The sequence below is a fragment of the Marivita sp. genome (assembly GCF_051859345.1).
Taxonomy (GTDB): Bacteria; Pseudomonadota; Alphaproteobacteria; order Rhodobacterales; family Rhodobacteraceae; genus Marivita.
On the sequence record NZ_JBHYFV010000001.1, the window covers coordinates 274,223 to 293,181 of the forward strand.

Sequence of the window (18,959 nt, forward strand, 5' to 3'; positions counted from 1 at the left end):
TCCCACTGATTACTCGTGGGAAAGATTACTCCGGATCGGTGTTGTAGATCAAACGTTCGTCGCAGGGGGCAACACGAAGAATGTTGGTTGTGCCCGGCGTGTTGAACGGAACCCCCGCAGTGACGAGAATCTGGTCGGTTTCGGTGGCATATCCACCTGCGCGGGCGGCGCGGGCGGCGTTCACAACGGCCTGTTTGAAGCGCGACAACTCACCCGTGATGACACACTTGGTGCCCCATGTCAGCGCAAGACGACGGGCTGTGCCGATATGGCTGGTCATCGCGATGATCGGAACGCGGGGGCGCTCGCGTGCGGTCAAAAGCGCTGTTGTGCCAGACGAGGTGAAACAGCAGATTGCCTTGATGTCGGTTGTTTCCGCAATTTCCCGCGCGGCGGCGACGATCCCGTCAGCCACGGTCTTGCGCTTGGCTGTCCGCGAGGCCTCCATGATTTCGGTATAGGTCGGATCGTTTTCGACCTCGATGGCCACGTTGTTCATCGTGGTGACTGCCTCGACCGGATAATCACCGGCAGCCGACTCTGCCGACAGCATGATCGCGTCAGAGCCTTCGTAGATCGCGGTCGCCACGTCGGACACCTCGGCGCGGGTCGGCATCGGGGACTCGATCATCGATTCGAGCATCTGCGTGGCGACGATCACCGGCTTGGCGGCAGCGCGGCACCGGCGGATCAGACGCTTCTGGATCGGCGGGACGTTCTGCACGGGAAGTTCAACGCCCAGATCACCACGGGCGACCATGATGCCGTCCGACACTTCGAGAATTTCCTCAAAGGCTTTGACACCTGCGGGCTTTTCGATTTTCGACAGGATCGCGGCACGACCCTTGCAAAGTTCGCGCGCCTCGATCACGTCCTGAGCCCGCTGCACAAAACTAAGCGCCAGCCAGTCGACCCCAAGCTCGGCCACGAATTCCAGATCACCACGGTCCTTTTCCGACAGCGCGGCAAGCGGCAGAACGACATCGGGAACGTTCACGCCTTTGCGGTTCGAAATCGTGCCCCCGGTGATCACGGTGCAATCGGCAAAATCGGTGCCGCAGGTCTCGACCTTGAGACGAATTTTGCCATCGTTGACCAGAAGATGCGCTCCCGGTTCCAATGCCGCAAAAATCTCTGGGTGCGGAAGCGTGACACGGGTTGCCGTACCCTCCTCCTCGGCCAGATCAAGCCGGAAAGACGCACCTTCAATCAATTCTTCCTCGCCATTGGCAAAAACACCCACCCGCAGCTTCGGCCCCTGAAGGTCGGCAAGAATGCCGATGGTGCTGTCGAGGTCTTTTTCGACCTGCCGGATAATGGCGTGACGTTCGGCAATCTCTGCATGGCTGCCGTGGCTCATATTGAGTCGGAACACGTCCGCACCTGCTTCGTGCAGGGCACGGATCATTTCATAGGTGCTGGAAGCCGGCCCAAGGGTGGCCACGATTTTCACACTCCGCATACGTCTCATTCGGATTCCCATCCTTCAACTCTTGCTCGGGGCGGTCATTGGGATCTTGTCAGGTCAGACCCGTCTGCCACCGCGTTGGGGTAAGATGACATGGCCATGTTACCGCTAACCTTCGGTTTGGGTTATTGCCCATTTCCCTTTCTGGCGCAACTCAACTATCTGATGCGACCGGGAGATCAAACACCTATGACATTCGTACCTTATTTTGTTCATGGAGAGAACCGGTCCTCGCGCTGGCTGATCACGTGCGATCACGCGACGAACACTGTGCCGCCGGACCTTGGAGGCACGCTGGGATTGCCCGCGTCCGACATGGCGCGCCATATCGCCTTTGATCCCGGCGCCGCAGGTGTGACGCGGGCGCTCGCCGATGCATTGGACGCGCCAGCGATCCTGACCAATTTCTCACGTCTGGTGATTGACCCGAACCGGGGCGAAGACGATCCGACCCTGTTGATGCGGCTCTATGACGGCTCGGTGATCCCCGGCAACCGAGCCGCGAACACGGCGGAAAAAGAACGACGCCTGAACGCTTATTACCGCCCCTATCACGCAGCGCTTGAAGGCCTGGCCGCACGGCATGACGATACGGTGATTGTCTCGATCCATTCGTTCACCCGCCAGCTCAAGTCGCGGCCAAGCCGTCCCTGGCATATCGGCATTCTGCACGCATATGATCGGCGCCTCTCGGACCCGCTCATCGCGGCGCTGGACAATGAACCCGATCTGGTTGTCGGGCGCAACGAACCCTATCCCGGCCATTTGCCCGGCGACGCGATTGACCGACATGCCTTGCATCACGGCCGTCAGAACACACTTATCGAAGTGCGCAACGACCTGATTGAAACCGAAGCCACCCAAGCCGCCTGGGGCGCGCGATTGGCACCGATGCTGGCGGCCGCGCTGGAACAGACAACAGATTGACCCGGAGGACCAGACATGGACAAACAAACTGAACTCGAAATCGAAGCTGCTGCCTTCCGCCGGTTGCGGCAGCATCTGATCGAGGATCGCCCGGATGTGCAGAACATCGACATGATGAACCTGACCGGGTTCTGCCGGAACTGCCTGAGCCGCTGGTATCAGGAAGCCGCCAATGAGCGCGGGATCGACATGGGCAAGGACGAGGCCCGCGAAGTGTATTACGGCATGCCGATGTCGGAGTGGAAATCAAAGCACCAGACCGAAGCATCCGATGCGCAGAAAGCCGCGTTCGACGTGGCCTTCAAAGAGAACGTGACCGACAAGCAGAGATGACTTGGCCGGGTGTGTTTCGGTTGACCGAAACACACCCGCCTCACACGTCCGGGACGCTCTCGACCCGAAGAAACCCGATCAGCGGTTTGCCCCCGGCACCCAGAGCACATCGGCCTTGCCATCCTCATTTGCCATCCGGGCCGACACGAAGAACCAGTCGCTGAGGCGGTTGAGGTATTTGACCGCTGCGGGATTAACGCTTTCCATCGTGGCCAGTTGGACGGTATGCCGTTCCGCCCGACGCGCCACGGTCCGACACTGGTGCAGATGCGCAGAAAGCGCGGAGCCACCGGGCAGAATGAAACTGCGCAGAGGCTCAAGTTGTCCGTTCATCACATCAATCTCGGATTCGAGCCTGTCCACCTGCGTCGGAACAATACGCAGCGGCGGATATTCCGCATCGGCGTCCTTGTCCATTTCGGGACGGCACAGGTCGGCCCCGAGATCAAAAAGATCGTTCTGAATCAATGACAATTGCGCATTGAGATCGCCGTTTGCATGCAGCCGCGCCAATCCGACAATGGCGTTCAGTTCATCAACAGTGCCATAGGCGGTGACACGCATCGAATGTTTGGCGACCCGTGCGCCATTGCCCAGCGCGGTTTCGCCATCATCGCCGGTCTTGGTATAGATCTTGTTGAGCACGACCATCGCTTAATTCCCCCGCATCCAGACAAAGAGCAGGATCAGCAGCACTGCAACGAATTGTGCGATGATGCGCCAGCGCATTGCCTTGTTGGCATATTTCTTGTTGAAATCCCCACCTTTGGCGAAACTGCCAATGCCAAAAAGCAGGATTCCCACAACCGCCAGACAGGCGATTGCAACGACGACGAATAGCGGATCTTGCATCATGACATGTGGTCTTTCTTCGCTTCATATCCCCGGCCATGTAGGCGTAGCGCGGCACAAGGCGAATGAAAAGTCAGCCCTTTGACAAAATCCAATCCAGCGCCCGCGTCGGAAGAATACGGCGCAGAAATGCCATGACCCGGGTCGGTGTGGTGACACGATATCGCGCCTTCGGTCTGCGGGCGCCCAGCGCTTTTTCCACTGCGTCCGTCACGGCTGAGGCGGGCCATTGCACACCGGAGCTTCCCCCTTTGCGGAGCAGGTCCAGAAGCGATTCCTCGTATTGCGCGCGTCGGGGGGACGATTTCCAGTCCACCCATTTTTCGAACTGTTTGATCGCGTTCTTGCGGAAATCGGTTTCAATTGGTCCGGGTTCGATCAGCACAACGTCGATGCCGGTCTCGGCCATCTCCATTCGCAGCACATCGGCATAACCTTCAAGAGCGAACTTCGTGGACACATAGGGTCCGCGATATTTCATCCCGACAAGACCGAGAACGGAGGAATTGAACAGGATGCGGCCCTTTTTCCGGGTCCGCATCACCGGAATCAGGTGCCGGTTCAGATCATGCCAGCCAAGGAAATTCGCCTCGAACTGAGCGCGCATCGCCTCGGCCGGAATATCTTCAAGTGGTCCCGGTAAGGCGTATGCACCATTGTGAAAGACCGCGTCCAATGTCCCACCGGTCCGGGACAGGACATCTTTCACACAGCGGGCAATGCTCGCCGGGTCTTCGTAGTCCAGTTGCGGCGCAGTGAACCCCTCTGCGGCACGTTCGGCGCAATCCCCGGGCGCGCGGCACGCGGCGAAGACCGTCCAGCCACGGGCCTTGAGTCTGCGCGCGGTATCAAGGCCGATGCCCGACGAACACCCGGTGATCAGGATTGTCTTTGAAGTCACGTCAGTTGGCAGCCGTCACAAGCCGTGCCGCCATCCATCCTTCGTCACCGCTTGCCGTGGCGCGCAGATGCAACCAGCCGTTGCCGTCGTCCTGAAGCACTTCAACCATGTCATTGCGAACCAATCTGCCGATGACGGCGTAATCCGTACCCGGCCCGCCGCGCATGTTCACCCGGTCCCCATCGACAAAGCGCAGATCCGGCAGGGTTTCCGCCTCCGTGGGCGTCTCCTGCTCGACTGCGACGACTTCGGGTTCCTGCACCGGATCGACCACTGGATCAACGGAGGCGACCCTCGGTACGTCCGCAACAAGATCGCCGCCCGCAGCACTGTTATCCGGGATCGGCTCGATCACCGCGCGGGACGGTGCAATATCGTTCAGACCAGTTGCATTGGCGCGTGTGACACTTGCGGGTTGTGCGTCACGAGAAGGCATGACCGGTTTGGGCTCTGCAAATACGACAAGCGACGTGTTACCAGGTTCAAAATCCGCACCTCCCGACATCTCGTAAAACGCCACAGCCATCAGCGCAAAAGCAACCAGTAAATACTTGTTCATTCTCAACCCCCAAGTGGCCGTACCCAGAACCACCGCACCAAGAGTACCTTGATTCTCGATCCGGTCCGAAGGGGAAAGCCAAAAAATATTCCCGCAATTGCTTTACGGCCTCAGAGGGGGTGAGTATCACATCATCTATGGTTGATGATGTCGATGACCCCAAGATGACCCCGCAGGACTTTGCGGAACCGCTGCGCCGCGCAATCGGTGAGCGTTACCTGACCTATGCGTTGTCGACAATCATGCACCGCGCCCTTCCAGATGCGCGGGACGGGCTGAAGCCGGTGCATCGCCGTATCCTGTATGCAATGCGCGAATTGCGGCTAAGTTCCACCGGTGGGTTCAGAAAGTCCGCCAAGATCAGCGGCGATGTGATGGGGAACTATCATCCGCATGGCGATGCCGCGATCTATGACGCGATGGCGCGTCTGGCACAGGATTTCAACGTCCGCTATCCGCTGGTCGACGGTCAGGGCAATTTCGGCAACATCGACGGCGACAATCCGGCCGCCGCCCGCTACACCGAGGCGCGTCTGACTCTGGTGGCCGAGGCCCTGCTTGACGGGTTGAACGAGAACGCCGTCGATTACCGGGGCAACTACGACGGCACGCTGGAAGAACCCGTTGTCCTGCCCGCGCAATTCCCCAACCTGCTGGCCAACGGATCGTCTGGCATCGCGGTTGGCATGGCGACCAATATCCCGCCGCACAACATCGTTGAACTGATCGACGCCTGCCTGCATCTGATCAAGGTGCCCGACGCGCGCGACGACACGCTGTTGAACTTTGTGCCCGGACCGGATTTCCCCACCGGAGGGGTGATCGTCGAGGACCGCGAGAACATCGCGCAGGCCTATCGCACCGGGCGCGGGTCAATCCGCCTGCGCTGCCGTTGGAAGATCGAGGATCTGGGGCGCGGCCAATGGCAGGTCGTCGTGACCGAGATCCCCTACCAGGTGCAGAAATCCAAGCTTGTGGAACGGCTGGCCGAACTGATCCAGACCAAGAAGGTGCCGATCCTCGCCGATATCCGCGACGAGAGCGCCGATGACATCCGCATGGTGCTGGAGCCGCGTTCAAAGAACGTCGATCCCGAGGTTCTGATGAACATGCTCTACCGCAACTCCGATCTGGAAACGCGGTTCAGTCTGAACATGAACGTGCTGATCGACGGACTGACGCCCAAGGTCTGTTCAATGAAGGAAGTGCTGCGCGCCTTCCTTGATTTCCGGCGCGAGGTTCTGATCCGGCGCAGCCAGCACCGGATGGACAAGATCGACCACCGGCTTGAAGTGCTGGAAGGGCTGATCGTCGCCTTCCTCAACCTTGACCGCGTGATCGACATCATCCGCTATGATGATGAACCAAAGGCAGCATTGATGCGCGAGGATTGGGGCAAAGACCATCCGCGCGCCATGAATGAAGCGGATTATGTCTCGCCTCCGCCAGTGGCCAGCGATGATGAACTTGGCCTGACCGAGGTGCAGACCGAAGCCATCCTGAACATGCGGCTACGGTCTTTGCGCAAGCTGGAAGAGATGGAGCTGGTCTCGGAACGCGATCGCCTGATGGAGGAACGCGCAGGGCTTGAAGACCTTCTGGACAGTGGCGAGTTGCAATGGGACGCAATTGCGGATCAGCTTCGCGAGGTCAAGAAAACCTTCGGCAAGTCCTATGAAGGCGGCGCGCGCCGTACCACGTTTGCCGAGGCGACCGAGGTCGAAGATGTCCCCATCGAAGCCATGATCGAACGCGAGCCGATCACGGTGGTCTGTTCGCAGATGGGCTGGATTCGCGCGATGACCGGCCATATCGACCTGACCCGCGAATTGAAGTTCAAGGATGGCGATGGACCGCGCTTTATCTTCCATGCCGAAACGACTGACCGTCTGCTTGTTTTCGGATCGAATGGCCGGTTCTATACGCTCTCTGGAGCAAGCTTGCCTGGTGGGCGCGGCATGGGCGAGCCATTGCGCCTGATGGTTGACCTGCCCAACGAGGCTGCGATTGTCGACCTGTTCATCCATTCCGCAGCTCGGAAACTACTGGTCGCTTCCAGCGCGGGAGACGGATTTGTCGTGCCGGAAGTCGACGTCGTCGCGCAGACTCGTGCCGGAAAACAGGTGCTGAACGTCCGCGGCGACGTGCGCGCCAAAGTGTGTAAACCTGTGACCGGTGACGCGGTTGCCGTGGTCGGCGAAAACCGCAAGGTACTGGTCTTTGCACTGGACGAGTTGCCTGAAATGGGACGCGGCAAAGGTGTGCGGCTGCAAAAGTACAAGGACGGGGGCCTGTCGGATGCAACCACCTTCACCCTGGGAGAAGGCCTCACCTGGCGCGATCCAGCCGGACGCACCAGAACAGAAACCGACCTTGCCGAGTGGACAGGAAAACGCGCCGGAACCGGGCGCATGGCCCCGCGCGGCTTTCCCAGAGATAACACCTTTACCTGATACGCTGACCACACATGTCGCAGGCACAAAGCGTGCGTTGTTCTGGCTGGCGATCAAGACAGGTTTTCTCACCATTCTGACGTTGGGATTTTACCGCTTCTGGATGAAGACCCGGCTGCGGCGCTGGTACTGGTCCGCGATCCGTCCCGGCGGGCATCCTCTGGAATATGTGGGGGATCCGATCGAGAAACTGCTTGGTTTTTTGTTCGCCGTGGTGGTCCTGGCATTCTATATCGGGATCGTGAACCTTATCCTGATGTTTGCCAGCTTTTCGCTGTTTCAGGACAACTTCGCGGCCTATGCCACCAGCCTAGTCGGTGTCATTCCGCTTTGGTTTTTCGCCCAATACCGCGCACGCCGTTACATCCTCGCACGGACTCGCTGGCGGGGTTTGCGGTTCGGGCAAGAACCCGGCGCCTGGGGCTATGCGTGGCGGGCGGTGCTGCACTGGATCGTCACCATCCTCAGTCTTGGATTGTTGATGCCGCGCATGACTTTCTGGCTTGAAAAATACAAGGCCGACCGCACGGAATACGGCACGGCCCGGATGACACAGGGCGGATCATGGACCATGCTATATCCTGCGATGAAACCTTTGTTTCTGGCGTTGGTTATCGGCCTTCTCGGCGGCGCGGCCATCCTGTTCGAAAACCTTGCCGTTGGGACAGGCATGTGCGTGATCGCCGGCTTTGTGGCGCTATACGGTTTGGTCTATTACAGGGTGGAAACGCTGCGCCGGTTGACCAATTCCAAAACAGTCCGGGGTATCGCCCTGCACCTGTCACCAAATGCCTTCCGGGTGATGATGATTTACGTGCTTGGGACATTATTGGCCGGAGCGGCGGTGTTTGTTCCGCTTGTGATCCTGGGCATTCTGCTCTTGCTGATCCAATCCGCAGATCTTCTTTCCGAAATGGGACTAGAGGACATGGTCGCTCCGATTGCAGGATTGGGCCGTTACGCGATCATCGCCGCAAGCGTGACGATCTATTTCACCATTTTCCTGCTGTGGTCGGCCCTGACAAACGTGTTCGTCACTTTGCCTGTCATGCGACACTACTTCTCGACGCTGACCCTCTCTCCGACGGCGGCAATCGACGCTATTCGCCAACGCCCACGCGATGAGTTCGAAGAGGCCGAAGGCTTTGCCGACGCACTGGATGTGGGGGCATCGCTGTGACCGTGCTGCGTGTGGGCCGTGCGCCCGAACCGTTTGTCGCCAAAGGGACCTATTTTGACGGCTCCCGCGCGACCCCTTTGACCATCACCCTGACGATTGATGAAGACGCTGGATCCCTTGTCGGGCTGGCTGAAACCGGTGTCGACCTGCGATGGCCCCTTGCCGATATCCGCGAGGCCCCGGATCAGGCGGGCGGCGATCAGATGGTGATCCAGTTGGCGCATGACCCGGTGCAGCGCATGCTTCTACCAGATCACGATCTGGCGCCGCGCCTGCCCAATCGGACGAGGCGGCGCGCCATGACGAAACGCGGACCATTGCTGGCCTGGGCCTTGGCAGCGGTTGCGTCGGTCGCGTTGATCATCTTTGTGCTTGTGCCGACAATGGCAAACCAACTCGCGCGGTTCATCCCGCCCGAAGGCGAACGCGCCTTGGGTGAAGTGACGTTCAACCAAATTCGCACTGCCTTGGACCAGACCGGATTGAACCCCGTTCCGGTCTGCAAAGGCCGCGAAGGGCTGGCCGCACTTGAAAAGATGGAGGCACGGTTACAGGCAGCCTTGCCGGAACGGCAGGCCTTGACGGTGTCCGTGCTCGATCACGAGATGATCAATGCTTTCGCCCTCCCCGGAAATTACATCGTGTTCTTCCGCGGGCTGATTGACAACGCCCAGACTCCCGAAGAGGTGGCGGCGGTGTTTACGCATGAAATCGGCCACGTCATAAGCCGTGATCCAACCCGCCACGCACTGCGCTCTGCCGGATCGCTTGGCGTTCTGGGACTGTTGTTCGGCGATTTTGCCGGCGGTGCTGCGGTGCTTTTATTGGCGGAACGGTTGATTGAGGCAACCTACAGTCGGGAAGCCGAGGCAGACGCAGACGTCTTTGCACATGCGGTTCTGAGGGACGCCCAAATAGCCCCCTCTGCTTTGGCCAGCATGTTTGAAAGGCTCCAGGCCGCTGGTGGGGATGCAAGCGGTCTTGTCACCCATTTCCTGAGCCATCCTGCCCTTGGTGATAGGATTCAAGCAGCCCGCGATGCCACCCCCGATGGCTTCCAAGCTGTGCCGGTTCTGACAGCGGATGAATGGCGCGCGCTGCAGAACATCTGCGGCCAGGTTGGTTCCCAAAGCTGAACTGGCTGTGGTCAGGATCGCACAGCGTTGAAAAACCACCATTGGGATAAAGGCTTTGTGCATTCTCAATCACATCGACACCAGCTGCACGACGCGGGTTGGTCATGGCACGAAGGCTGTTGCCCCGAAAATTCAGAAAACGCGACGTCCGATGGCGCTAACGTGACGATTTTACCCTGTTTCCCCAGCCCGGTGTTGGGTATCCCTTGCCCGGAACGAATTGTCAGAATCGCAGATTTTCTGTGATCCCAACGAGAGGAACGCGCATATGAAGGTCTTGGTACCTGTCAAACGCGTGATCGATTACAACGTCAAAGTTCGTGTCAAAGCGGACGGGTCCGGTGTCGATCTCGCCAACGTCAAAATGTCGATGAACCCGTTTGACGAGATCGCTGTCGAAGAAGCGATCCGCCTGAAAGAAGCAGGCAAGGTCGAAGAAATCATCGCGGTCAGCATTGGCGTCAAGCAAAGCCAGGAAACTCTGCGCACCGCGCTGGCGATGGGCGCCGATCGGGCGATCCTTGTTGTGGCCGCTGACGACGTTCACACCGATATCGAGCCTTTGGCAGTGGCCAAGATTCTTGCCGCCATCGTCAAGGAAGAAGAGCCGGGCCTGGTTCTGTGCGGCAAACAGGCGATCGACAACGACATGAACGCCACGGGTCAAATGCTGTCGGCGCTGCTGGGCTGGAGCCAGGCAATGTACGCCAACAACGTGGACATCGACGGCGACCATGCTGTTGTGACGCGTGAAGTGGATGGCGGATTGCAGACCATCAAGGTCAAGATGCCCGCGATTATTTCCACCGATCTGCGTCTCAATGAGCCGCGTTACGCATCGCTGCCCAACATCATGAAAGCCAAGAAAAAGCCGCTGGATGAAAAGACAGCCGCCGATTATGGCGTCGACGTCACTCCGCGCCTTGAAATCGTGAAGACCTCCGAACCGGAAGAACGCGCGGCAGGTATCAAGGTGGGTTCGGTTGACGAGCTTGTTGCGAAACTCAAAGAAGCGGGAGCTGTGTAATGGCTGTTCTTCTGATTGCCGAAATCACCGATGGCGCGTTGGCGATGGACGCCACATCCAAGACAGTGACCGCCGCAAAAGCACTGGGTGACGTTGTGGTCCTCGCGGCTGGTGCAACTGCGAAAGCCGCTGCTGACGAAGCCGCGACCATCGAAGGGGTATCCAAGGTCTTGCTGGCCGAGGATGCACTTTACGGACATCGTCTGGCCGAACCGGTTGCAGCGCTGATTGCGTCGCTTGCAGACGACTATTCCCACATCGTCGCGCCTGCCACCACAGATGCCAAGAACATCCTGCCCCGCGTGGCGGCTTTGCTGGATGTGATGGTTCTGACCGACGTCACCGCCGTGGTGGATGCCGACACGTTCGAGCGTCCGATCTATGCGGGCAACGCGATTCAGACCGTGAAATCGTCGGACGCAAAGAAGGTCATTTCCTTCCGGACATCCACATTTGACGTCGCCCCCACAGGTGGGTCTGCCGCAGTTGAAGCGATTTCCACAGGTGACAATCCGGGCCTCAGCGAATGGGTCGAGGACAAGGTCGCCGCAAGTGACCGTCCCGAGCTCACTTCGGCCGGGATCGTCGTGTCCGGCGGGCGCGGCGTGGGATCGCAGGACGATTTCGCGATGATCGAAAAACTGGCCGATGCCCTGGGTGCTGCTGTTGGTGCGTCGCGCGCTGCGGTGGATTCGGGCTTTGCGCCGAATGACTGGCAGGTTGGCCAGACTGGCAAGGTTGTCGCACCCGATCTTTACGTTGCTGTCGGTATCTCGGGTGCTATTCAGCACCTTGCAGGCATGAAAGACAGCAAGATCATCGTTGCCATCAACAAGGACGAAGAAGCACCGATCTTCCAGGTTGCGGATTACGGTCTTGTTGCAGACCTGTTCGACGCAGTGCCAGAGCTGACCGAAAAGCTCAGCTGAACAAAGCTTGCAAGGCATTGAGACGGCGCGCCTGTCCGGGCGCGCCGTTTCTTATTGCAAGGCCGGGATGATCGCGTGCGCCACCAGTCTTGCCACCGCATCATGCGCCGCAGGACCCGGCAAATGTTCTGCCCGCGCCAGTTCAAGCGACGGAACACGCATGTCTTCTTGTCCCGCGCGCCAGTCTGACGGCACCACTTCGAGAATCGCCCTGACATGTGGGTCCAGCGGCGTGATGGCAGAGCGGGTCAGGAACGGCTCTCCTTCAGGGCTGAACGCAACAGTTTCCGACAATGGTGACGAGTCAAACCAGAGCAGGAAGACCGCCCCGTTCATTTGCCCAATCAGGTTGCGCATGCGCGCTTGCCAGGCGCATCGCGCTTCGCGGGCGACCACGTTAAAGCGTTCAGGACAGATCGACCGCAACCGCGCCAGAAGATGCCGGGTGAAATGCACCTCGGTAAAGTCCATTTCCGGATAGAGCGCCGTCAACGCCTCTGATGCCTTGAGAAAGCGGTCGTTTCGGCGCGGATGCACCGAATAGAACCGGTTCGACGTGTTGTGGCTACAGGTCAGCTGGATCACGACAACCTGCGCGTTTGCCGCGGTCACAAGCGCGCCGGGATCGCTCAGATAGGCGTCTATGCCGGCATTTTCGACCCCCAGATTAACAACCGTGCAGCCAATTTGCGTTTCAAGCGCAGCCGTCCAGGGCCGATCCACATAGCGCCCGTAAACCCCACTGCCGCCAAGACAAACGACGTAAGGCGGGCGCAGCGCCTTGCGCGGCCCCCGAAACCACAAGCGTGATCCATTATATCGACATGGCGCATAATCAATTGCTTGATCGCGCGCTGAGGAAATTTCCATATCCCCACCCCCTTCTCTTTTCCCGGAGATGAGACTGGCGTGATTCGGTTCCCAAAGTGCTAAACCTAAATTTCGACACAACCCGCCGATCCACCTTGCAGCCCCCTTCCCCACACGCCATTGTTGCGGCGAAACGGACGGAGCAAGCGCATGACGGTCAATTCAATCGGCGTTGTTGGTGCAGGGCAAATGGGCAATGGTATTGCCCATGTGATGGCCTTGGCTGGCTATGATGTCGTGCTGAACGACATCAGCGATGAGGCTTTGAAACGGTCAATCGACGTGATCGGTCGCAATCTTGACCGTCAGGTCAGCCGCGAAAAAATAAGTCAAATTGAACGCGATCAGGCGATGGCCCGTATCGTGACCACTCAGGACCTGCCGCAAGTGGCGCAAACCGATCTGGTGATCGAAGCCGCAACTGAAAACGAGGGGATCAAGCAAAAGATCTTCGACAGTCTGCTGCCCCATCTGGCGGACAATACAATTCTGACGTCAAACACCTCGTCCATCTCGATCACCCGGTTGGCCAGCCGCACGGACCGCCCGGAAAAATTCATGGGCTTTCATTTCATGAACCCCGTCCCGGTGATGCAGTTGGTTGAACTGATCCGAGGGATCGCAACCGACAAGCCGACCTACGAAACCTGCCTTGGCGTGGTGGAAAAGCTGGGCAAGACCGCAGCCTCTGCCGAAGACTTTCCCGCGTTTATCGTCAACCGCATCCTGATGCCGATGATCAATGAAGCCGTTTACACGCTGTACGAAGGTGTCGGTAACGTGAATTCCATCGATCAGTCGATGAAGCTGGGGGCGAACCATCCGATGGGGCCGTTGGAGTTGGCGGATTTCATCGGCTTGGACACATGCCTTGCGATCATGAACGTGCTGCATGACGGTCTGGCAGATACCAAGTATCGCCCGTGCCCATTGCTGACCAAATATGTCGAAGCGGGGTGGCTTGGCCGGAAAACCCAGCGCGGGTTTTACGATTATCGCGGCGATGTGCCGGTCCCGACGCGTTAAGTCTTGTTGCCCAAAGACATCGTGATGCGGCGCAATTCCACCATGAAGTCACGTCCGCGCCCGTTGAAGCTCTGAACAACCTCTGAAGAAATCGGCTCTCCAATAATCGGCTTTTGCGGCTTTCCACAGGCATGGATCACTTCATTTATCAGCAAACCCTGTCGCAGGGTCGCCGACAGCCTGTTGGCAATCTGGTAATACCGCGAATTCTGGCCCGGAAAATGAATGGGAACAACCGTAGCCCCTGACCGCTGGATCAGATTGGCGGTAAAGGGATTCCAGTTTCGTTCGATGGCCGGACCAAAAAGACTGTCACTGGATGCCACGACGCCCGATGGAAACAACGCGATCACGCCACCCTCTTTGAGATGCCCCATCGCCCGGCTGCGCATCTCGAGGCTTTGCTCTCTCGCATCTTCCTCGTGTGGAAAAGGCACAGGGATCATGAACTCTTCGACTTCGGTCACACCGGTGAGCAAGGACCGCGTCAGAATTTTGTAATCCGTCCGCACACGGCCAATCAGCTCGGCGAGAACCATCCCATCAACAAGCCCATGAGGGTGGTTGGCCACCACAATCACCGGACCATCCTTGGGAATGCGCGCCATCTGTTCGGCAGGTGTTTCAATCGCGATCTTCATCAGGCCCAGCGCTTGACCCCAGAACGCCTGGCCTTCGGCAGGGCCCATCCGTTCGAACTTGCGCACCAGCCGCAGCAACGGGATCTTGCCCGTCATCCATTCCAGCGTGCGGATGGTGTTGGCTTTCCACGGATTGGTGAACGTATTGGCATAGCTGAGCTTGCGCTTGTCGTACGGGACTTCTCCCGATTCCAGCGGGCGCGCGTCAGGATTTGTGTGCTGGTAGCTTTCAACCATGGGGCAGCGTTCTGTCCTGTTTCCGGTTGTCCTCGCCGACCCGCACGATCAGCAGCCTTCTCCAAAGCAATCAGCCACCAATGTTTCGATTGCGGTGGCCAGGGCCTCTGCGTCTGGCCCGGAGGTCACTACCTCAATAGAGGTTCCTTTCGAAGCTGCCAACATCAAAAGCCCCATGATGCTGTCCCCCATCGCGCTCATCCCGTCCTTGCGCACCTCTGCCGTCGCGTCAAATCCTTCGACAACTTCGACCAATTTCGCAGACGCCCGAGCGTGCAACCCTTTCTCGTTGACGATTTTCAATACGCGTTGCGCCGTGGCGGTCATACAGCCGGGCCTCCCTAACCCTTGTGATCAGGCGCTCTGATCCAGAGTAATGTCTTGGCTGTCAATGTATTTACGACCTGCATCCAGTGCAGCACGCACAGCCTCTGGCACCGATTTATCGCGACTTTTCGCCAGTTTGATCAGCATTGGCAGATTTGCGCCGTACACAATCCGGCGGTTGTCAGGCTGGCACGCGCGCAGACTGAGGTTCGAGGGCGAGCCACCAAACATGTCGGTCACAATGACGACACCATCGCCGTTATCAACCTCGTCCGCCAAGGCGCAGATCTCGGTTTGCTTGGCATCGCGATTGTGGTCCGCATTAATGGAAACGGCAGCCATGCCGGGTTGGTGACCAACGACATGTTCGACCGCAGAAAGATATTCATGCGCCAACCCACCGTGAGCCACAATCACGATCCCGATCACTTTTCTGCCCTTCCACGATCTGTCATCACAGTGCTGCCAGCTGGCACGACCCCCCGTCGCATCAGTTCCTTATGGCCAATTGACACCCGCCAGCCATCCTCTGCAAGAGCCCTTGCAACCTCTTCCGCCACGACAACCGACCGGTGTTGCCCCCCGGTACACCCAATCCCGATGGACAGATGGGTTTTGCCTTCGGCTTCCATTTCGGGAAGCAGAAAGGTCAGCATATCAGTGATCTTGGCGATGAATGGGTTCAGCCGCTCATCGTTCTGCAGAAACGCCCGAACGTCTGGATCAAGGCCCGTCTTGTCGCGCAAGGGCGCTTCCCAGTGGGGGTTGGAAAGAAAACGACAGTCAAAGACCATGTCCACGCCATGCGGAATACCGCGCTTGTAGGAAAAAGACTGAACCGCCACCGACAGTCTGAGCGATGTGCTGTCTGCGAACCATTGGTGCAACTCGGCCTTCAAGTCGTGCGGCGACAGAAGCGATGTATCAATCACAATGTCAGCCCGGCCTTCGATTGGGCGCAACAACTCGATCTCACGGGCGATCCCGACCTCGGGAGTGTCCTCCTGCGCCAGTGGATGGCGGCGGCGCGTTTCGGAATATCGCCGCAACAAAACGTCAGGCCGACAGTCCAGAAACAGAAGGGTCGCATTTCCGTCCGTCCGGCGCACCAGATCAAGATGCAGGTCCAGAAGCCGCGACAACGTAAAATCCCGATTTCGAACATCGATACCAAGAGCAAGCGGATGATCCAGAGGTCCCGCATCAAACAGCCGAGGGATCATCTGCAACGGAATGTTGTCGATCGCCTCAAAACCCAAGTCTTCCAACACGTTGATCGCAGTCGCGCGCCCGGCCCCCGAAGGTCCGGTGACCAGAACCACGCGCGTTTGGTTAGGTTGGGTCGACATATGTCCTTTTCTGCGCTCAGGGCTGCACATCCGCACGCCCTTTGCCCCTTAGATATTGCAAAATTGCGGCAGGGAAATGCTGCGATGCAACATTGTGAAGCAATGGAAATGTTTGCCCAAGGTATGTGATGCAGTGATCCTGCGGCAACCGCGCCTTTTCCGTCTGATCCAGATCGACCACAAGACACAATTCAACAGGCGATTGCCAATCTGCGTGCAAAAGTCCCACACCGCGTGCCTCAATCAGCCCGCATAACGGTTCCGGGCAGGTTAGCAAAATCGCATCGGTTTCCCGGCAAAGCAGAACACGATCATCCGCCACAAGCGTCGCCCCCCGCGCCATCATCTCAAGCGCCAAAGACGATTTGCCCGAACCCGACGCCCCCGTCACAAGTGCCGCACGCCCACCAACTGCCACCGCTGTGGCGTGCAGAGTAAGGGTATCCGGATCGGCCATGTTCAGATATTACAGCGGCAAGCCAACAACAAAACGCGCACCAAGGGGTTCGGACGTCACATCCGCCTCGGTCGGGCGAATATTCTCGGCCCAGATAACGCCGCCATGCGCCTCGACGATCTGCTTTGAGATGGCAAGGCCCAGACCCGAGTTGTTGCCAAAATCGGTCTCGGGACGCTGGGAATAGAAGCGCTTGAAAATCTTTGTCAACGCCTCGTCCGGGATGCCGGGCCCTGTGTCCTCGACAACGATCAGCACGCGGTTTTCACGGCGACGCGCCCAAAGGCGAATGGCATCGCCGTCTTCGCAAAAGCTGATCGCGTTTGTGATCAGGTTTACGAACACCTGCGCCAAACGCGCTTCAAGACCATGTACAAGGATCGGTCGATCGGGCAGGTCAGCGATAAATTCGATACCCTGGCGCTTGGCGTCTTCACCCAGAAACTGAGCGAGATTGCCAAGCATTTCCAGCAGGTTGAATTCGGATTCCTCTTCCTTGACCAGCTCGCTGTCCAGACGCGACGCGTTCGAAATGTCGCTGACAAGGCGATCAAGACGGCGGACATCGTGGTCAATCACGTCCAACAGGCGGTCAACCTGATCAGGACGGCGGGCAACGCGCAATGTTCCGACCGCGGACCGCAAGGAGGCCAAGGGATTCTTGATTTCATGCGCCACGTCAGCAGCAAATTGTTCGTTCGCATCGATCCGATCATATAGCGCGGCGACCATGCCCCGCAGCGCACCGGACAGGCGGCCAATCTCGTCCGGTCGTGCCGTCAGATCAGGAATGCGCACGCGGCCCGAAGACACATTGCGACGATTGCGATCCCGCCCGACCTCGGCGGCATCGGCGAGATTTGAAATCGGGTTCGAAATGGTTGACGCAAGAACAAGGCTCAGACCGATCGACACCAGGGTGGCGATCACAAACATCTGCAACACGTTCTCGCGCTCAAGCCGCACCGCCGCGTCTATCTCGGGCGCATAGCTCACCAAGGCGACCGTGCCTGCGACGCCTGTTTCCACCTCGATCGGGCTAAGGGCGGTAAAGATCGTCTGTCCGTTCGGGCCTTCGGACCGTTCAACACGGGTTAGCGACGGATCGGTCTCTTCGATCTGCCGCCTCAGGATATCTTCAAGGGTCAGTGATTGCAGGCCTTCATCAGAATGGAATACCGACGACACGCTGTTCCAGACAGTCAACAGAAAATCAGAGATCACCGTCGGCTTTTCGGCAGGCGGAGGCAATTGTGCGCCAAGGGTCGCCCCGTCGACATCGCCGACAAGGAAACGTGCGGCGTCAAAGATAAAGACATGCAGACCGGGACGCATTTCCAGATTGTCGAGCGTGTTGCCAACATTGACACCTTCGCCAGTCCCAAGGTTAACGGCCACATCACCCATCGCCTGCGATTCAAACACATCGGCTATAAGCTCTGCCTCAACACGAACGGACTCTGCCTTTTGTTCGGCCAAAGTGTCGCGCGATGAGTTCAGGAAAAGGATACCCGCAACAAGAAAGTTGAGGGCAACAAGGTTGAAGGTGATGATCTTGCGGGTCAGCGGCGACCGGTTGAGCGAAAACAGTCCTCGCTTTTCCCGGTTGCTGCGCACTTCAGACTCAACAGTTCTGTCGGGGGCGACCCAGTCATCCCCGAGAACCACATCTGCATCTTTGCGCCCTCCGGGTTTTCCGTGGGTCATACCCTCAACCAGTGCCATGGTCACTCTTCGTTGTAACGGTAACCGATCCCGTAAAGCGTTTCGATGGCCGAAAACTCATTATCGACGGTCCGCATTTTCTTGCGCAACCGTTTTATGTGACTGTCGATGGTGCGGTCATCGACATAGACCTGATCATCATAGGCCACATCCATCAGTTGGTCCCGCGATTTGACAAAGCCCGGACGCTGCGCAAGTGCCTGCAATAAAAGGAATTCGGTCACCGTCAGGGACACATCCTTGCCCTTCCAGGACACAGAGTGGCGCAGCGGGTCCATCGACAGGTTGCCACGCACCATCAGCTTGGTTTCTTCAACCTCGATTCCCGCAGCATCCCCTGCCACGGCATCCTGACGGCGCAGAAGCGCGCGGATACGCTCTACCAGAAGGCGCTGAGAAAACGGCTTCTTGACATAGTCATCCGCCCCCATGCGCAGGCCCAGCACCTCGTCGATCTCATCATCCTTGGATGTCAGAAAGATCACCGGCATCTTGGATTTCTGGCGCACCCGCTGGAGCAGATCCATGCCATCCATCCGGGGCATCTTGATATCAAAGACGG

The 18,959-nt window shown here is 58.3% G+C and carries 21 protein-coding genes; 8 read left to right on the forward strand and 13 right to left on the reverse strand.

What is annotated here, in order from left to right:
- Positions 1–25: 25 nt before the first annotated feature.
- A complete protein-coding gene (gene pyk / locus ACTIEN_RS01415) occupies positions 26–1,471 on the reverse strand; it encodes a pyruvate kinase (protein ID WP_439521307.1) in 1,446 nt (481 codons plus the stop codon).
- 186 nt (positions 1,472–1,657) lie between these two features.
- Here pyk and ACTIEN_RS01420 point away from each other — a divergent pair, with 186 nt between their 5' ends.
- Both ACTIEN_RS01420 and ACTIEN_RS01425 read left to right on the forward strand, forming a co-directional pair.
- The gene (locus ACTIEN_RS01420; RefSeq protein ID WP_439521308.1) at positions 1,658–2,395 is read left to right on the forward strand and encodes an N-formylglutamate amidohydrolase; all 738 of its coding nucleotides are present in this window, start codon (positions 1,658–1,660) and stop codon (positions 2,393–2,395) included.
- Between the two features lie 15 nt (positions 2,396–2,410).
- Positions 2,411–2,728, forward strand: a complete 318-nt coding sequence (locus ACTIEN_RS01425; protein WP_439521309.1) for a DUF1244 domain-containing protein — start codon at positions 2,411–2,413, stop codon at positions 2,726–2,728.
- A 78-nt stretch (positions 2,729–2,806) separates the two neighbouring features.
- Here the strand turns inward: ACTIEN_RS01425 and ACTIEN_RS01430 are convergent, their stop codons facing one another.
- The 4 genes from ACTIEN_RS01430 to ACTIEN_RS01445 all read right to left on the reverse strand — a co-directional run bounded on the left by ACTIEN_RS01430 (position 2,807) and on the right by ACTIEN_RS01445 (position 5,040).
- Complete coding sequence (locus ACTIEN_RS01430; RefSeq protein WP_439521310.1) at positions 2,807–3,379, reverse strand: cob(I)yrinic acid a,c-diamide adenosyltransferase; 573 nt, start codon at positions 3,377–3,379, stop codon at positions 2,807–2,809.
- 3 nt (positions 3,380–3,382) lie between these two features.
- On the reverse strand, positions 3,383–3,583 hold the full coding sequence (locus ACTIEN_RS01435) for a twin transmembrane helix small protein (RefSeq protein ID WP_439521311.1): 201 nt from the start codon (positions 3,581–3,583) through the stop codon (positions 3,383–3,385).
- Between the two features lie 70 nt (positions 3,584–3,653).
- The gene (locus ACTIEN_RS01440; RefSeq protein WP_439521312.1) at positions 3,654–4,481 is read right to left on the reverse strand and encodes an SDR family NAD(P)-dependent oxidoreductase; all 828 of its coding nucleotides are present in this window, start codon (positions 4,479–4,481) and stop codon (positions 3,654–3,656) included.
- A gap of 1 nt (position 4,482) precedes the next feature.
- Positions 4,483–5,040 carry an SH3 domain-containing protein gene (locus ACTIEN_RS01445; RefSeq protein ID WP_439521313.1) on the reverse strand — a complete coding sequence of 186 codons (558 nt, stop codon included), beginning with the start codon at positions 5,038–5,040 and terminating at the stop codon, positions 4,483–4,485.
- A 137-nt stretch (positions 5,041–5,177) separates the two neighbouring features.
- Here ACTIEN_RS01445 and ACTIEN_RS01450 point away from each other — a divergent pair, with 137 nt between their 5' ends.
- The 5 genes from ACTIEN_RS01450 (at position 5,178) to ACTIEN_RS01470 (ending at position 11,765) form a co-directional block, all read left to right on the forward strand.
- Complete coding sequence (locus tag ACTIEN_RS01450; RefSeq protein WP_439521314.1) at positions 5,178–7,493, forward strand: DNA topoisomerase IV subunit A; 2,316 nt, start codon at positions 5,178–5,180, stop codon at positions 7,491–7,493.
- Complete coding sequence (locus ACTIEN_RS01455) at positions 7,414–8,673, forward strand: DUF898 family protein (RefSeq protein ID WP_439521315.1); 1,260 nt, start codon at positions 7,414–7,416, stop codon at positions 8,671–8,673. The genes ACTIEN_RS01450 and ACTIEN_RS01455 overlap by 80 nt, the downstream gene beginning before the upstream one ends.
- The gene (locus ACTIEN_RS01460; RefSeq protein ID WP_439521316.1) at positions 8,670–9,809 is read left to right on the forward strand and encodes a M48 family metallopeptidase; all 1,140 of its coding nucleotides are present in this window, start codon (positions 8,670–8,672) and stop codon (positions 9,807–9,809) included. The genes ACTIEN_RS01455 and ACTIEN_RS01460 overlap by 4 nt, the downstream gene beginning before the upstream one ends.
- A gap of 268 nt (positions 9,810–10,077) precedes the next feature.
- Positions 10,078–10,836, forward strand: coding sequence for an electron transfer flavoprotein subunit beta/FixA family protein (locus ACTIEN_RS01465; protein WP_439521317.1), 759 nt, complete (start codon positions 10,078–10,080; stop codon positions 10,834–10,836).
- Positions 10,836–11,765 (forward strand): electron transfer flavoprotein subunit alpha/FixB family protein, encoded by a 930-nt coding sequence (locus ACTIEN_RS01470; protein ID WP_439521318.1) that lies wholly within the window; start codon positions 10,836–10,838, stop codon positions 11,763–11,765. Before ACTIEN_RS01465 ends, ACTIEN_RS01470 begins: the two co-directional genes overlap by 1 nt.
- A 51-nt stretch (positions 11,766–11,816) precedes the next feature.
- On the opposite strand, the gene ACTIEN_RS01475 is transcribed toward ACTIEN_RS01470, so the two are convergent.
- Entirely contained in the window at positions 11,817–12,635 is an 819-nt protein-coding gene (locus ACTIEN_RS01475; protein ID WP_439521319.1) for a DUF6473 family protein, read from the reverse strand.
- Positions 12,636–12,785: 150 nt separating this feature from the next.
- Here ACTIEN_RS01475 and ACTIEN_RS01480 point away from each other — a divergent pair, with 150 nt between their 5' ends.
- Positions 12,786–13,661, forward strand: coding sequence for a 3-hydroxybutyryl-CoA dehydrogenase (locus tag ACTIEN_RS01480; RefSeq protein ID WP_439521320.1), 876 nt, complete (start codon positions 12,786–12,788; stop codon positions 13,659–13,661).
- Here ACTIEN_RS01480 and ACTIEN_RS01485 read toward each other — a convergent pair.
- The 7 genes from ACTIEN_RS01485 to ACTIEN_RS01515 form a co-directional block, all read right to left on the reverse strand.
- Positions 13,658–14,539, reverse strand: a complete 882-nt coding sequence (locus ACTIEN_RS01485) for a lysophospholipid acyltransferase family protein (protein ID WP_439521321.1) — start codon at positions 14,537–14,539, stop codon at positions 13,658–13,660. The two genes, ACTIEN_RS01480 and ACTIEN_RS01485, sit on opposite strands and share 4 nt — an antisense overlap.
- Before the next feature lie 48 nt (positions 14,540–14,587).
- Positions 14,588–14,866, reverse strand: coding sequence for an HPr family phosphocarrier protein (locus tag ACTIEN_RS01490; RefSeq protein WP_439521322.1), 279 nt, complete (start codon positions 14,864–14,866; stop codon positions 14,588–14,590).
- A gap of 27 nt (positions 14,867–14,893) precedes the next feature.
- A complete protein-coding gene (locus tag ACTIEN_RS01495; RefSeq protein WP_439521323.1) occupies positions 14,894–15,295 on the reverse strand; it encodes a PTS sugar transporter subunit IIA in 402 nt (133 codons plus the stop codon).
- Positions 15,292–16,215: an RNase adapter RapZ gene (gene rapZ / locus ACTIEN_RS01500; RefSeq protein ID WP_439521324.1), complete on the reverse strand. Its 924-nt coding sequence runs from the start codon at positions 16,213–16,215 to the stop codon at positions 15,292–15,294. Before rapZ ends, ACTIEN_RS01495 begins: the two co-directional genes overlap by 4 nt.
- 16 nt (positions 16,216–16,231) lie before the next feature.
- The gene (locus ACTIEN_RS01505; RefSeq protein WP_439521325.1) at positions 16,232–16,672 is read right to left on the reverse strand and encodes an HPr kinase/phosphorylase; all 441 of its coding nucleotides are present in this window, start codon (positions 16,670–16,672) and stop codon (positions 16,232–16,234) included.
- Positions 16,673–16,681: 9 nt separating this feature from the next.
- Positions 16,682–18,397: a sensor N-terminal transmembrane domain-containing protein gene (locus tag ACTIEN_RS01510; protein WP_439521326.1), complete on the reverse strand. Its 1,716-nt coding sequence runs from the start codon at positions 18,395–18,397 to the stop codon at positions 16,682–16,684.
- Positions 18,398–18,399: 2 nt separating this feature from the next.
- Positions 18,400–18,959 (reverse strand): winged helix-turn-helix domain-containing protein (locus ACTIEN_RS01515; protein ID WP_439521327.1); only part of this gene is annotated, 560 nt, incomplete at its 5' end.

What these genes read in the sequence shown, in the direction of transcription:
- ACTIEN_RS01480 (WP_439521320.1), top strand. Translation starts at nt 12,786, where the DNA reads ATGACGGTCAATTCAATCGGCGTTGTTGGTGCAGGGCAAATGGGCAAT.
- ACTIEN_RS01465 (WP_439521317.1), top strand. Translation starts at nt 10,078, where the DNA reads ATGAAGGTCTTGGTACCTGTCAAACGCGTGATCGATTACAACGTCAAA.
- ACTIEN_RS01420 (WP_439521308.1), top strand. Translation starts at nt 1,658, where the DNA reads ATGACATTCGTACCTTATTTTGTTCATGGAGAGAACCGGTCCTCGCGC.
- ACTIEN_RS01445 (WP_439521313.1), bottom strand. Translation starts at nt 5,040, where the DNA reads ATGAACAAGTATTTACTGGTTGCTTTTGCGCTGATGGCTGTGGCGTTT.
- ACTIEN_RS01435 (WP_439521311.1), bottom strand. Translation starts at nt 3,583, where the DNA reads ATGATGCAAGATCCGCTATTCGTCGTCGTTGCAATCGCCTGTCTGGCG.
- ACTIEN_RS01510 (WP_439521326.1), bottom strand. Translation starts at nt 18,397, where the DNA reads ATGGCACTGGTTGAGGGTATGACCCACGGAAAACCCGGAGGGCGCAAA.
- ACTIEN_RS01490 (WP_439521322.1), bottom strand. Translation starts at nt 14,866, where the DNA reads ATGACCGCCACGGCGCAACGCGTATTGAAAATCGTCAACGAGAAAGGG.
- ACTIEN_RS01470 (WP_439521318.1), top strand. Translation starts at nt 10,836, where the DNA reads ATGGCTGTTCTTCTGATTGCCGAAATCACCGATGGCGCGTTGGCGATG.
- rapZ (WP_439521324.1), bottom strand. Translation starts at nt 16,215, where the DNA reads ATGTCGACCCAACCTAACCAAACGCGCGTGGTTCTGGTCACCGGACCT.
- ACTIEN_RS01505 (WP_439521325.1), bottom strand. Translation starts at nt 16,672, where the DNA reads ATGGCCGATCCGGATACCCTTACTCTGCACGCCACAGCGGTGGCAGTT.
- ACTIEN_RS01485 (WP_439521321.1), bottom strand. Translation starts at nt 14,539, where the DNA reads ATGGTTGAAAGCTACCAGCACACAAATCCTGACGCGCGCCCGCTGGAA.
- pyk (WP_439521307.1), bottom strand. Translation starts at nt 1,471, where the DNA reads ATGAGACGTATGCGGAGTGTGAAAATCGTGGCCACCCTTGGGCCGGCT.
- ACTIEN_RS01475 (WP_439521319.1), bottom strand. Translation starts at nt 12,635, where the DNA reads ATGGAAATTTCCTCAGCGCGCGATCAAGCAATTGATTATGCGCCATGT.
- ACTIEN_RS01425 (WP_439521309.1), top strand. Translation starts at nt 2,411, where the DNA reads ATGGACAAACAAACTGAACTCGAAATCGAAGCTGCTGCCTTCCGCCGG.
- ACTIEN_RS01430 (WP_439521310.1), bottom strand. Translation starts at nt 3,379, where the DNA reads ATGGTCGTGCTCAACAAGATCTATACCAAGACCGGCGATGATGGCGAA.
- ACTIEN_RS01450 (WP_439521314.1), top strand. Translation starts at nt 5,178, where the DNA reads ATGGTTGATGATGTCGATGACCCCAAGATGACCCCGCAGGACTTTGCG.